This window comes from Streptomyces sp. V1I1 (genome assembly GCF_030817355.1).
Classification (GTDB): domain Bacteria; phylum Actinomycetota; class Actinomycetes; order Streptomycetales; family Streptomycetaceae; genus Streptomyces.
On record NZ_JAUSZH010000001.1, the window covers coordinates 1,400,433 to 1,412,437 of the forward strand.

At 71.2% G+C, this 12,005-nt stretch carries 13 protein-coding genes and 2 pseudogenes; 7 read left to right on the plus strand and 8 right to left on the minus strand.

What is annotated here, in order from left to right:
- Nucleotides 1-26: 26 nt before the first annotated feature.
- Both QFZ67_RS06850 and QFZ67_RS06855 read right to left on the minus strand, forming a co-directional pair.
- Nucleotides 27-443 (minus strand): annotated as a pseudogene (locus QFZ67_RS06850) (helix-turn-helix transcriptional regulator); the annotation flags it as partial.
- A 100-nt stretch (nucleotides 444-543) separates the two neighbouring features.
- Nucleotides 544-849 carry a 4a-hydroxytetrahydrobiopterin dehydratase gene (locus QFZ67_RS06855; RefSeq protein WP_307660198.1) on the minus strand — a complete coding sequence of 102 codons (306 nt, stop codon included), beginning with the start codon at nucleotides 847-849 and terminating at the stop codon, nucleotides 544-546.
- Between the two features lie 86 nt (nucleotides 850-935).
- Here QFZ67_RS06855 and QFZ67_RS06860 point away from each other — a divergent pair, with 86 nt between their 5' ends.
- Entirely contained in the window at nucleotides 936-1,442 is a 507-nt protein-coding gene (locus QFZ67_RS06860) for an FBP domain-containing protein (RefSeq protein ID WP_307660199.1), read from the plus strand.
- Nucleotides 1,443-1,488: 46 nt separating this feature from the next.
- Here the strand turns inward: QFZ67_RS06860 and QFZ67_RS06865 are convergent, their stop codons facing one another.
- Complete coding sequence (locus QFZ67_RS06865; RefSeq protein ID WP_307660200.1) at nucleotides 1,489-3,027, minus strand: ATP-dependent DNA ligase; 1,539 nt, start codon at nucleotides 3,025-3,027, stop codon at nucleotides 1,489-1,491.
- Nucleotides 3,028-3,188: 161 nt separating this feature from the next.
- On the minus strand, nucleotides 3,189-3,560 hold the full coding sequence (locus QFZ67_RS06870; RefSeq protein WP_307660201.1) for an SDR family oxidoreductase: 372 nt from the start codon (nucleotides 3,558-3,560) through the stop codon (nucleotides 3,189-3,191).
- Between QFZ67_RS06870 and QFZ67_RS06875 the strand changes: the two are divergent.
- The 3 genes and pseudogenes from QFZ67_RS06875 to QFZ67_RS06885 form a co-directional block, all read left to right on the plus strand.
- Nucleotides 3,502-3,651 (plus strand): annotated as a pseudogene (locus tag QFZ67_RS06875) (TetR/AcrR family transcriptional regulator); the annotation flags it as partial. The gene QFZ67_RS06870 and the pseudogene QFZ67_RS06875 overlap by 59 nt on opposite strands.
- A 211-nt stretch (nucleotides 3,652-3,862) precedes the next feature.
- Complete coding sequence (locus tag QFZ67_RS06880; RefSeq protein ID WP_307660203.1) at nucleotides 3,863-4,924, plus strand: phosphatidylinositol-specific phospholipase C domain-containing protein; 1,062 nt, start codon at nucleotides 3,863-3,865, stop codon at nucleotides 4,922-4,924.
- Nucleotides 4,925-5,178: 254 nt separating this feature from the next.
- Complete coding sequence (locus tag QFZ67_RS06885) at nucleotides 5,179-6,015, plus strand: helix-turn-helix domain-containing protein (RefSeq protein WP_307660204.1); 837 nt, start codon at nucleotides 5,179-5,181, stop codon at nucleotides 6,013-6,015.
- Here QFZ67_RS06885 and QFZ67_RS06890 read toward each other — a convergent pair.
- Nucleotides 6,005-6,424 carry a hypothetical protein gene (locus QFZ67_RS06890; protein WP_307660205.1) on the minus strand — a complete coding sequence of 140 codons (420 nt, stop codon included), beginning with the start codon at nucleotides 6,422-6,424 and terminating at the stop codon, nucleotides 6,005-6,007. The two genes, QFZ67_RS06885 and QFZ67_RS06890, sit on opposite strands and share 11 nt — an antisense overlap.
- A gap of 350 nt (nucleotides 6,425-6,774) precedes the next feature.
- On the opposite strand from QFZ67_RS06890, the gene QFZ67_RS06895 reads away from it, so the two are divergent.
- The 3 genes from QFZ67_RS06895 (at nucleotide 6,775) to QFZ67_RS06905 (ending at nucleotide 10,165) form a co-directional block, all read left to right on the plus strand.
- On the plus strand, nucleotides 6,775-8,193 hold the full coding sequence (locus QFZ67_RS06895) for a PHB depolymerase family esterase (protein WP_307660206.1): 1,419 nt from the start codon (nucleotides 6,775-6,777) through the stop codon (nucleotides 8,191-8,193).
- A 33-nt stretch (nucleotides 8,194-8,226) separates the two neighbouring features.
- Nucleotides 8,227-9,639, plus strand: coding sequence for a tannase/feruloyl esterase family alpha/beta hydrolase (locus tag QFZ67_RS06900; RefSeq protein ID WP_307660207.1), 1,413 nt, complete (start codon nucleotides 8,227-8,229; stop codon nucleotides 9,637-9,639).
- Nucleotides 9,640-9,727: 88 nt separating this feature from the next.
- The gene (locus QFZ67_RS06905; protein WP_307660208.1) at nucleotides 9,728-10,165 is read left to right on the plus strand and encodes a hypothetical protein; all 438 of its coding nucleotides are present in this window, start codon (nucleotides 9,728-9,730) and stop codon (nucleotides 10,163-10,165) included.
- A gap of 27 nt (nucleotides 10,166-10,192) precedes the next feature.
- On the opposite strand, the gene QFZ67_RS06910 is transcribed toward QFZ67_RS06905, so the two are convergent.
- The 3 genes from QFZ67_RS06910 to QFZ67_RS06920 form a co-directional block, all read right to left on the minus strand.
- Nucleotides 10,193-10,354, minus strand: a complete 162-nt coding sequence (locus QFZ67_RS06910) for a hypothetical protein (protein ID WP_307660209.1) — start codon at nucleotides 10,352-10,354, stop codon at nucleotides 10,193-10,195.
- Between the two features lie 57 nt (nucleotides 10,355-10,411).
- On the minus strand, nucleotides 10,412-10,795 hold the full coding sequence (locus tag QFZ67_RS06915; RefSeq protein ID WP_307660210.1) for a hypothetical protein: 384 nt from the start codon (nucleotides 10,793-10,795) through the stop codon (nucleotides 10,412-10,414).
- Between the two features lie 102 nt (nucleotides 10,796-10,897).
- Entirely contained in the window at nucleotides 10,898-11,950 is a 1,053-nt protein-coding gene (locus QFZ67_RS06920; RefSeq protein ID WP_307660211.1) for a zinc-dependent alcohol dehydrogenase family protein, read from the minus strand.
- Nucleotides 11,951-12,005: the final 55 nt, after the last annotated feature.

Consider the following 12,005-nt stretch of genomic DNA (forward strand, 5'->3'; position numbering starts at 1 on the left):
GGCTCAAGGTTCGCGCGGCGGTGCGGTTATGGCGACTGTTGTTGCGGTTCCGGCAAAACGGCCCCTCCACGGTGTTCCTGTGGGCTGATGCCGCGTACCCGCTTGAAAGCCGCGCTCAGCGCGAACGAGCCGCTGTAGCCGACCTTCCTGGCCACCGCCTCGACCGTCGCGTCCGTGTCCCGCAGCAGATCCGCGGCGAGCGCGAGCCGCCAGCCCGTGAGGTACGCCATCGGGGGCTCCCCGACCAACTCGTCGAAGCGGCGGGCGAGTCCCGCTCTGGAGACCCCGCACTTGGCGGCCAGCGAGGCCACCGTCCATGGGTGGGCGGGATCGTCCTGCAGCAGCCGCAGCGCCCGGCCGACCACCGGGTCGCCCATCGCCAGATACCAGGCCGGGGCCGCGGCGTCCGGGCGCGAGAACCAGGCCCGCACCACGGCGATCACGCGTGGAACGCCTGACAGGAGGGTGCGGGGGCCCGGGCCCGTACTGGCCCGGGCCCCTGACCGGCATCCGGAGGCGTACCGCTCGGCCGCGTGCGGCTCGTCAGTTCGCGCCGTGCCCCGGGGCGATCTGTTCCACCCGCTGGGCGAGCTCGAAGTCCTTCTCGGTGACCGCGCCGCCCGCGTCATGGGAGTTCACCGACAGCGCGAGTGTGTTGTAGCCGAGGGTCAGATCCGAGTGGTGGTTCAGCTCGTCCTGGATCTGCGCGATGTGCACGACCATCGCGGTCGCCGCGAAGTGCGTGGCGAGGCGGTACGTGCGGGCGATGCGGTCGCCCTCCAGGGACCAGCCGGGAAGTTCGCTCAGGCGGTCCTCGATGTCCTTCTGCGACAGCGGCTCTGTGGGCATGACCAGGATCCCTTCAGAAAACGGCGGCGGCTTCGGCCACCATAAATGGGATGCCCGTCCGACGGCGCTCTGTGTACGTTCCACCGGTGGAAGCTCTGACCGAAAAACAGATACGCGGATCCTTCGTCAACTGCACGAAAGGCGAGGCGACCCGCCTGAAGCTCCCCATGGACTTCGCCGAACTCCCCTGGGAGGAGCTCGACTTCCTCGGCTGGACCGATCCGGGTGCCCCGCTGCGGGCCCATATCGTCCTCCCCCGGGCAAACGGCCCTGTCGGCGTCACCCTGCGGGTGCCGTCGACCGGACGGACCAGCGCCGTCAAGTCCAGCATGTGCCATGCCTGCCTCACGGGACACGCCTCGTCCGGGGTGACGCTCTTCGCCGCCCCGCTGGCCGGCGCGGCGGGGCGGGAGGGGAACACCGTGGGCACGTACCTCTGTGCGGACCTCGCCTGCTCGCTGTACATCCGCGGCAGAAGGCAGCCCAAGCTGCGCGGCGGCCTCCACGAGGAGACCCTCACACTGGATGAGCGGATCACCCGTACGGTCGGCAACCTCACCGCCTTTGCCGACAAGGTGATGGGCCTGCGCTGAGTCCGGGGGGTGCGGTTCAGCGGCGCGTGTCCAGGACCTGCGCGGTTCAGCCGCGCGTGTCCAGGACCTGCTCGATGGTGTCGGCCTGCTCGGCCGGCTTGTCGGGGCGGTGGCGCAGTACGCGGGCGAAGCGCAGGGTGACGCCGGCCGGGTAGCGGGGGGAGCGCTGCACGCCGTCGAAGGCGATCTCCACGACGAGTTCGGGACGGACCGTGACGGTGAACCCGTCGTCGTCGACGGCCAGTTCGCGCAGTCGCTGCGTCTGCCAGCGCAGCATCTCGTCGGTGAGGCCTTTGAAGGTCTTGCCGAGCATGACGTACGTACCGTCGGCGGCGCGGGCGCCGAGGTGGAGGTTGGAGAGCAGGCCGGTGCGTCTGCCGTGGCCCCACTCGGCGGCGAGGACGACGAGGTCGAGGGTGTGGACGGGTTTGACCTTGAGCCACGAGCGGCCGCGGCGGCCCGCGACGTACGGCGCGTCGAGGGCTTTGACGAGGACGCCCTCGTGGCCGCGGCGCAGCGTCTCGGCGAAGAACTCCTCGGCGGCGGCGACCTGTTGGGCGGATGCGGGGTCCTCGACGACCGCGCGGCGCACGCGCATCGGCTCGGGGACGAGGCGGGCGAGGACGGTGCGCCGTTCGCTGCCGGGCAGGTCGAGCGTGGCCTCCCCGTCGGCGGCGAGGACGTCGAAGAAGACGGGCGACAGGGGCAGCACGGCGCGTGCCGCGTCCACGTCGACGCGGGAGCCGACACGGGAGGCGATGTCCTGGAAGGGGACGGGCCGGCCGGTGGCGTCCAGGGCGATCACCTCGCCGTCCAGGATGAACCGGTCGCCCGTCATCTGCCGGGCGGCGTCCGTGACTTCGGGGAGTCGGTCGGTGATGTCGTCGAGGGACCGCGTGTAGATCCGGATGTCCTCACCGCTGCGGTGCACCTGGACGCGGATGCCGTCGAGCTTCTCCTCGACCACGCAGGCCGTGCCGAGCGCGTCGACCGCTTCGGTGACCGATTTCGCGGTGTGGGCGAGCATCGGCAGCACGGGGCTGCCGACGCGCAACTGGAACCGCTGGAGCGCGGCGGGCCCCTCGGCGAGCAGGTCGCGGGCGACGCGGGGCAGCGATCCGTCCAGCATCACGGCCCGCCGCACATCGGCGGCGGGCGCCCCGGCGGCCTGGGCGACGCCCTCCAGCGCGATCGCGTCGAGCGCGCCCTGTCGTACCTCGCCCATCAGCAGCCGCATCACAAACTCCTGCTCCTCGGCGGTGGCGCGGGCCATGAGCTCCCGCACGAGGCGCTTGCGCTCGGCCTGGGACCCGGATCCGGTGACCTCGGCGAGACGGGTGAACGCGGCGTCCGCGTCGGCGACGCTCAGACTCGGGACGCCGGCGGGCGGTACGGCTTCCTTGAGCACGCTCCAGCCGACGCCGATGCGGCCTTGCGGGACGCGCCCGGCGAGGTACGAGATGACGAGGGCGACGTCGTCGGGCTGCGCGTCGGCGAACAACCCGGCGAGCGCGGCGATCTTCCGCGACCGCGCGGAGGTGGCGGCGACTTCTCGGGACACGTCGACGAGCCGGGCCAGCAGCATGTGGCCATGGTGCACGGTGGGGGCGGGGGACGCACGTGTTGCGCGGGCCCGGTGGGCGGGCCGTGCTGCCCGGCGGGCGTTACGGAGTAGCTGGACCGAGGACGGGGCGGGGCCGCGAGTGCCCCGGACCGGCACCCGGTCGGCTTGCGGGAGCCGACGCCTCACACCTGCGCCATGCCGCCGTCCGCGAAAAGCTCCACGCCGGTGATGAAGCTCGACGCGTCGCTGGAGAGGAACACCGCGGCCTTGCCCATCTCGCGGGGATCCGCGATCCGCCCGGTCGGGTTGCCCTCCCCCATGGCTTTGATCGCGGGGTCGACCTGATCGGCACCCTGCGCCATCCCCAGAGCATGCCGGAGAGACTCGGTGTCGACCGCCCCGGGGCTGAGGACGTTCATCCGGATGCCTGACCCCTTGATGTCCTGGATCCAGGCCCGGATGAAATTGCGCACCGCGGCCTTCGCGCCGCCGTACGCCGGCACCATCCGGTCGGACATCGGCGCAACCGACATGTTCGCCGGCCTCACCGGCATCGCTCTCGCCTCCGGAAAACCCGAACAGCGAGAGCAGGCCGAACGCCTCCTCGACCTCACCCTGGACGGACTGAGCACCAACAGGCACTGACACCGTGGCGGTCTTGAGTTCCTGACGCGCCACCCTTCGCCCGGCCGGCCGGGCTCGTGACGCTCATCGCCGCGACGAATTCCTGGGCCACGGCCCGCATTCAGCCCATCCGTAACGGCCGAGTCCAGTCTCCCCAGGGTTCACTCAACTCCCCTAGTCTTCCGTCGACTTGATCGATCAGACGATCGAACCGACGTGAAGGCAGGGGACTATGGGGAAGCTCACGCGCGCGGCCGTGACGACGACAGTCGCGGCCGGGCTGCTCGCCGCCGCACTCGCCCCGGCGGAGGCGGCCACGCCCCGGTCGGCGGACCCGGGGCAACTGCCCTACTCCTCCGCCACCTGGGTGGGCGTTCACAACGCCTACGAGAAGGGGAAGTACTCGTACTTCGCCGACGCTCTCGACTCCGGCGCCGGAATGCTCGAACTCGACGTCTGGACCAATGCGTTCGGCCGGTCGTGGCGGGTCTCGCACAACAATCCTCTCGGCAACAACAACAACTGCGAGAACGCGGCGAACGCCGCAGAACTGCGCACCAAGTCCAGAAACCAGGACCTCGGCGGCTGCCTCGCGGACATGAAGGCGTGGCACGACGCCCACCCCGGCCATCGTCCGATTCTGATCAAGATCGAGATGAAGGACGGCTTCCAGAACAACAACGGACGCGGACCCGCCGCGCTCGACGCGCTGCTCTCCGCCCGACTCGGCAACGCCCTGTTCCGCCCGGCCGACCTGGCGGGCTCTCACCCTGAACTCGACACGGCGGTACGCACGAACGGCTGGCCCGCACGGTCCGCCCTCGCGGGCAAGTTCGCGGTCGAGCTGATCCCCGGCACGGTCGAGGAGGGCAACCCCGCCGACACCCTGTGGACCGACCGCGAGTACGCCACCCACCTGCGCAATCTCGCGGCCGCGGGCAAGCTCCGGGATGCGGCCGCCTTCCCGGCCGTCCACGGCGCGGCCGCCGGCGACCCCCGCACCCGGTACGCCGATGCCGGTATCCGCCCCTGGTTCGTCCTCTTCGACGGGGACGCCGGTACGTACGCGGGCGGCACCGTCGACACCGGCTGGTACGACCGGAACCACTACCTCGTCGTCATGACGGACGCACACAATGTGGCGCCCGCGATCGACGGCACGAACCCGACCGAGACGCAGGCCAGGGACCGGGTCGCGCTGCTGGCGGGCCACCACGCGAGCGTGGTCTCGGCCGACTGGTACCCGCTGCCGTCGGCGCTGGCGACTGTGGTCCAGCGAGGCGGCGGCCAGTAACGGGCGTAACGCATGTCACAGCGGGGCCCGGGGGTCCCGCGGAACAGAGCACGATGGTTTACCGTTCATCTACACGTGGGTGTGGATGGGACAGTGTCCCCGGGCCTCACCTTTTGCCCACAGGGACGATCGTTCGGCTGAAGCCCTGTGGAGCGTTTCGCCGAGAGGCGACCGCCATCCGCGCCCACCTCTTGCCGCCCCGGCCGGAAACCCCCGTCCGGCCGGGGCTTTTCCTGCCGTACTACCGTCGGGGTATGACAACTGTCGCGTCCGGCACGGGAGCAGGGCCGCTGCTGCGCGGCTGGCGCGAGCGGCGCCGGATCAGCCAGCTGGAGCTGGCCATGCGTGCCGACTCGTCGGCACGCCACATCAGCTTCATCGAGACGGGACGCTCCCGCCCGAGCGCGGAGATGATCCTGCGCCTCGCGGAGCACCTCGATGTCCCCGTACGGGAGCGCAACGCCCTACTGCTGGCGGCCGGTTACGCGCCCCGGTATGCCGAGACCGCCCTCGACGACCCGGCGATGGGGGCGCTGCGCGAGGGCATGGAGCGGCTGTTGCAGGGCTACGAGCCGTATCCGGCGGTCGTCGTCGACGGCACGTACACCGTGGTCGCCGCGAACCGCGGTATCACGATGCTCCTCGAAGGCCTGCCGGAGCATCTGCTCACGCCGCCGTTGAACGCCATGCGGATCACGCTCCACCCGGAGGGGCTGTCCTCGCGGATCCGCAATCTGCGGGAGTGGCGCGGCCATCTGCTGACCCAGATGGAACGCGAGATCGCACTGGCCCGCTCCGAGCCGCTGCGCGAGCTGTACGACGAGGTCGCCGCCTATCCCCTTCCGGAGATCCCGGAGATTACGAAGACTACGGAGACCGGCGCCGGTCCCGAGGACCGGGAGGACCCCACCCCGTATCCCTACTTCGCGCTTCCGCTGCAGATCGAGCACGACGGCCGGGTGCTGTCCTTCGTGTCGTCCATCTCGACCTTCAACACCCCGCTGGATGTGACCGTCGCCGAGCTGGCCATCGAGACGTTCCTCCCGGCCGAACCTGCGACGGCCAAGTATCTGCAGTCGCTCACGCCGTAGTGGCAGCGCGCAGCGCGGACCACTGCAGGACGGCGAAACCGGCGACGGTCAGCGCCTGCAACGGGATCCAGACGGCACCGGCGGTCGTCGGCTCGAGCCAGAGCGCGAGCGCGGCGATGCTGAGGACGGCCCACAGCAGATTCGCGTCGACGACGAGCTTCACAGGCAGCTGCGGCGGCTGCCGGCGGTAGGCGAGAAAGCCGACTCCGGCCCCGAACAGCACGAGAAATACGCCCAGTTCGACCAGGACGGTGGCATCGACGCCGAGGAACCGCCCGAGAGGGCCGGATGCCGCGACATACGCCAGTCCGTTGACGCCGGTGACGAGGGCGTCGAGAGCAAGGAACCGGCGCAGCATCGTCTGCGGCTCGGTGGTGCGGGAGATCCCGGCGAGCAGAGTTGCGGACATGGCTGATCAGCCTCCATCGAGGTCGTACGGGCTGGTCGGGGACCCGGAGCTCGGACGGAGTGCGCCGCCCGAGTTCCGGTACCGCAAGGGTGCCGAGCGAAGCAGGGGGCGTCGATTACTCGCGAGGTAATGACGAGGGGACGGACAGCTCATGGGTGAGCGGAGGCGAGCCGCCCTCTTAGCAGGCGTACGCCGCACGGGCAACGGTCCGCGCACCGCCGGCCGCGGCCCTCGCTATGGGTCGCGTCACCATTCCGCGGGCAACCGGCCGGTTCCTACTGTGACCGGCACATCGGTACGCCTGCGGGAGGTCTCGGATGCGGTCATGCAAATACCCCAAGCCGGCCGGCATGGGCACTGTCCTCGCTCTGCTCGCGGCCCTTCTGTGGCTCGCCCCCGCGCCCGCCGCGCATGCGGCCGTACCCCTGGAGAAGGTGGGCAACTTCGGTGCCAATCCGGGTGGTCTGAACATGTACGTATACCGGCCGGCCGCCCTCCCCGCGCATCCCCCGGTCGTGGTCGCCCTGCACGGCTGCACCCAGAGCGCCCAGGTCTACGCCGACAACTCCGGACTGACGACGTTCGCCGACCGGCACGGGTTTGTGCTGGTGCTCGCCGAGACTACGTCGGCGAACAACATCAGCAGCTGCTTCAACTGGTTCCAGACGACCGACAACCGGCGCGGGCAGGGCGAGGCCGCGTCGATCCGGCAGATGGTCGCCCATGCGGAGAGTGCGTACGGGGCCGATGCGGCGCGTACGTACGTCACCGGGCTCTCGGCCGGGGGCGGCATGACCGCGGTCATGCTCGCCGCCTACCCCGACGTCTTCGAGGCGGGCGCGGTGATCGCCGGGCTGCCGTACGACTGCACCAAGGACACGGGGGCCCTCACCTGCATGGACCCGGGCGTGGACCGTACGCCGGCGGTGTGGGCGCAGCGGGTCCGCGACGCCTATCCGGGGTACGCCGGGCCGTGGCCCCGGGTGGCGGTCTGGCACGGCGACAATGACCCGAAGGTCGTCCCGAAGAACGCTGATGAGCTGCGGGACCAGTGGACCGCTGTGCACGGCGTGGACCAGAATCCGGACCGCACGTCCACGATCGGGCCCGACCAGACGCGCCGGGAGCAGTATCTGGGGTCCGACGGCAGGGTCGTCGTCGAGGTCGACCGGGTGCCCGCCATCGGCCACGGCACGCCGGTGGATCCGGGCAGCGGGCCGCAGCAGTGCGGGCAGACCGGCACCGCGAACTTCATCGACTCGATCTGCTCCAGCTACTGGATCACCGAGTTCTTCGGCCTGGGCGGCTCCACGCCGGATCCCGGCGGCCTGCCGGCCCCGGCCGGGCTCGCCGCCACCGGAGCAACCGACACCTCAATCACCTTGAACTGGAATGCGGTTGAGGGCGCGGCGGGCTACGCGGTGTACCGGGACGGGGCGCGTGTCGGCACTCCGGCGGGCTCGCCCTTCACGGACACGGGGCTGAGCCCGGGCACGGGCCACGGCTACAGCGTGGCCGCCCGCGACCAGGCAGGGGCCGAAGGCACACGCTCCGGCCTGGTCACGGCTGCCACCACGGGCTCCGCGGCGGCCTGCTGGACGGCCGACAACTACCGCCAGGTGGCGGCGGGGCGGGCCACCACCGACGGCAGCTATGCGTACGCCAAGGGATCCGCGCAGAACATGGGCCTCTACAACACCTTCGTCACCCACACGCTCAAGGAATCCCCGGCCGACTACTACGTCGTCGCCGACGGCAACTGCCCCTGACCCACGGTCCGTACACCCCCAGGAGGTTTCCCTGTGCGCTTCGCCCTTCCGTACGCGGCCGCACTGCTGCTCGCCGTCACCGCCGCACCGGCCGTCGCCCGGCAGCAGCCGGAGACGGAGACCCACTGTGCGCGGATCGCGCGGCTGCACGTGCCCGGCGCCGAGCGCCAAGAGGTCTCCTGTCTGGGCGAGTTGACGACGGCGGGTACGGTCGCCTCCGGCCATACCGATCAGGCCGACTGGGCGGGGCTGACCCCGGCGGGACTGGCCACGCCCACCGGGGTGCCCGGCATCCAGATCGACGGCTATTTCTCCGACACCTCGACCGGCAATGCCAACCACGCCTGGAGCCATGACTCGCAGTTCGTCGTCCGGCTGCCCGACCGCTGGAACGGCGGCCTGGTCGTCGCGGGCTCCCCCGGCGTGCGCGAGCAGTACGCCAACGACCGCGCCATCGGCGACTGGGTCCTCTCCCGCGGCTACGCGTTCGCCGCCACCGACAAGGGCAACACGGGCGCGGGCTTCTACCGCGACGGCGCCGCGCCGGGCGCGGCCATCGCCGAATGGAACGACCGGGTCACGCAGTTGACCAGGGCCGCCCGCGCGGTCGTCGCCCAGCGCTACCACCGCCCACCGTCCCGCACGCTCGCCACCGGCATGTCCAACGGCGGCTATCTGGTGCGCTGGCAGTTGGAGAACCACCCCGAGCTGTATGACGGCGGCGTCGACTGGGAGGGGACACTCTGGCGGGCGAGCGGACCGCATCTGCTGACCTTCCTGCCGCCCGCGCTGCGCCACTATCCCGTGTACGCCTCCGGCGGCCCGGGTGCGGACGAGGCGCACAGGGCAGTGGTCGCCGCCGGGTATCCGGAGGGGTCGGAGTTTCTGTGGCCCTTCCACCATCAGTACTACTGGGACCTGACCCAGCGGATCTACCGGGAGGAGCTGGACCCGGGTTACGACGGCAAGACCGAGGCGGGGACTCCGTACTGCGCACCTGGCACGCACGCGTGCGACGCGGACTACGACTACGCGTCGCGGCCGCCCGAGGTGCGCCGGGCCGTAGCGTCGATCGGGCTGACCGGCCGGATCGGCAAACCGCTGATCACCCTGCACGGCACCCTCGATGTGCTGCTGCCCATCGGCCGTGACTCCGATGTGTACGCAACGATGGTGCGCGAAGCCGGACGCGGCGGGCTCTTCCGCTACTACCGCGTCGAAGGCGGCACGCACGTCGACTCGCTCTACGACGTCTTTCCGGACAGGCTGAGGCCGTTGACCCCCTGTCACCGCTCGGCGTTCACTGCCCTGGAGACCTGGATCGGACACGGCAGGCAGCCGGTGTCCAGCCGCACGCTGGCCCGCCCGGAACCGGCCGATCCGCGCACGCTGCTCACCGACTGTCCGCTCGGCGGTACGCCCGGCCGCCGGGCGGCCGGATCCTGAGCAATCCCGAGCACGCCCTGCCCCGAATACCAGTCGTGCGGCAGCGCGCCGGTCGGCGGTGCGCCGGACCCGGCTGCTGGGGGCACAGGTGCGAGCGACCATACGGGTACGAGTACTGGCGGTGGACGGGCCACAGGTGTGGATCGCCGTGAGCGGCCGACTGGCCAGGTCCACGGCTCCGATGCTCAGGCAGTTGCTGCGGCTCCGTGAGGCCGAGGGGTTCAGCGCGCTCTTCGTGGATGTCAGCACCCTCGCCGACGACTGGGAGCTGACCCTCGATGAGATACGGGACGTGTTTCCGAGCGGCAAGAAGCTGAGGTTCCACGTCATCGGCCCGGCCGGCGGCCTCCGATGGGAGCCGGACCACGATCCACGGTTCGTCTTCCATACGGGAGCCGCCGCGGCATGGCAGGCGTGGGAGAACGGCCCCTCGACGCGGGGAGTGGCCACGGCAGGGGTGTGGTGGCCACTCCCCGGCTTCAGGCTGCCGGCGTTGGGCGCGAGAGGCGGCCCGACCCCCGGGTGAGGGAGTACCCGCCGATGGCCGCCGGTGTCAGGGGGCGCCGTCGTCGGATGTCGCGCGGCGTTCGTCGGACGCCGATCCGCCGGCTTCGGTATCGGGACCGGCGGTATGGGGCCCGTCCTCCGGTTCCGTGGAGCGGGCGGCTTCGGCGCGGATCATGGCGTTGAGCGCTGCTAGAGGGTCGATGGGCATGGCTGTGCACCTCGCGGTGTGAAGTGGCTGATGGCTGCGGACTGCTTTCGGTGGTTGTCAGCAGCGCAGGACCACACAGCGCACGGCGCGCAGCGGGAGGGCGAGTTCCGCCCAGCGGCTCCTGCCAGGGCGGTACGGGACGGGCTCGGCCGTCGCCGGATCCGTATGGGTGTCCGGCGCCACGTACCGTGCCGCGGGACGGGCCCTCACCGGGCCCGAGGGCGACACGTCCGTGTTGGCCTCCTCCGGCTGGTCACCGCCCGGCGGGCCGGACGGCGCGGAGGCGGGCGCCCAGGTCGCGGCGCCCCCTGCCGCCGCGACGCCGGAGCCGAAGGACGTACCGAAAAGAGCCAGCAGCACCAGCACGACGACCGCCACGGTCCGGCGCGTAGCCGCGCGGGCCGTGAAGGCGGCGAGAGGCTGGGAGTGGGGCTGGTTCATGGCGACGCGACCTCCTGGATGCGTCCACTGCCCCATGCCTGCCCGAGAAGTGCCCCGCCGTGCCGCGGTAGGGCCGAGATCCGCCCTACCGGGGTACACCCATTACGCCGAATTCACCGCCGCGTGCGGGGTGATCACGGTGACGCCGGTCCCCGAGGCGCTGCCCAGGGCGGCCAGCGCCGCGGGCACATCGTCCAGGCCGATCGCCGTCGTCACCAGCAGGTCGGGACGGAGAGCGCCGGAGGCGACCATCGCCATCATCTCCGGGTAGGCGTGCGCCGCCATGCCGTGGCTGCCGAGGATCTCCAGCTCCAGCGAAACCACTCGGTCCATCGGCAGCTGTACGCCCTGGGGCAGCAGGCCGACCTGCACATGGCGGCCCTGGCGGCGCAGGCTCTGGACGGAGTTGACGCAGGTCACCGGTGCGCCAAGGGCGTCCAGCGAGAGATGCGCGCCGCCGCCGGTCGCCTCACGGACCGCATCGGCGACGCTTCCAGTGAGCGCGGAGGCGTCCACGCACGCCTGGGCGCCGAACGTCCGGGCCAGCTCCAGCGCGCCCGGCGAGACGTCGACCGCGACGACCCTGGCCCCGCACGCCGCGGCGATCATCACCGCGGACAGGCCCACTCCGCCGCAGCCGTGCACGGCGACCCACTCCCCCGGCCGCACTCGGCCCTGGCCCACAACGGCCCGGAAGGCGGTCGCGAACCGGCAGCCCAGACTCGCGGCCGTGGCGAACGACATCGACTCGGGCAGGGCGACCAGATTGGTGTCGGCGTGGTGGACGGGGACGTACTCGGCGAAGGAACCCCAGTGGGTGAAGCCGGGCTGCTCCTGGCGCTCGCACACCTGCTGGGCGCCGCGCGCGCACGCCGCGCACCGGCCGCAGGCACAGATGAACGGCACCGTGACCCGGTCCCCGGGGAGCCAATTGGCGACGTCGTCACCCACGGACTCGATCACTCCGGACAGTTCGTGGCCGGGGACGTGCGGGAGGGTGATGTCGGTGTCGTGCCCCATCCAGCCGTGCCAGTCGCTGCGACACAGCCCCGTCGCCTCGACCCTGATCACGGAACCGGCGCGGGACGGCACAGGCTCTGGCACCTCTCGTACCTCGAGCGGTTTCCCGAACTCCTCAAACACCACAGCACGCAACGGGGCAACTCCTTCGTCCAGGGGATCCTGCCTGGGCTCAACCGTCTCAACGTAT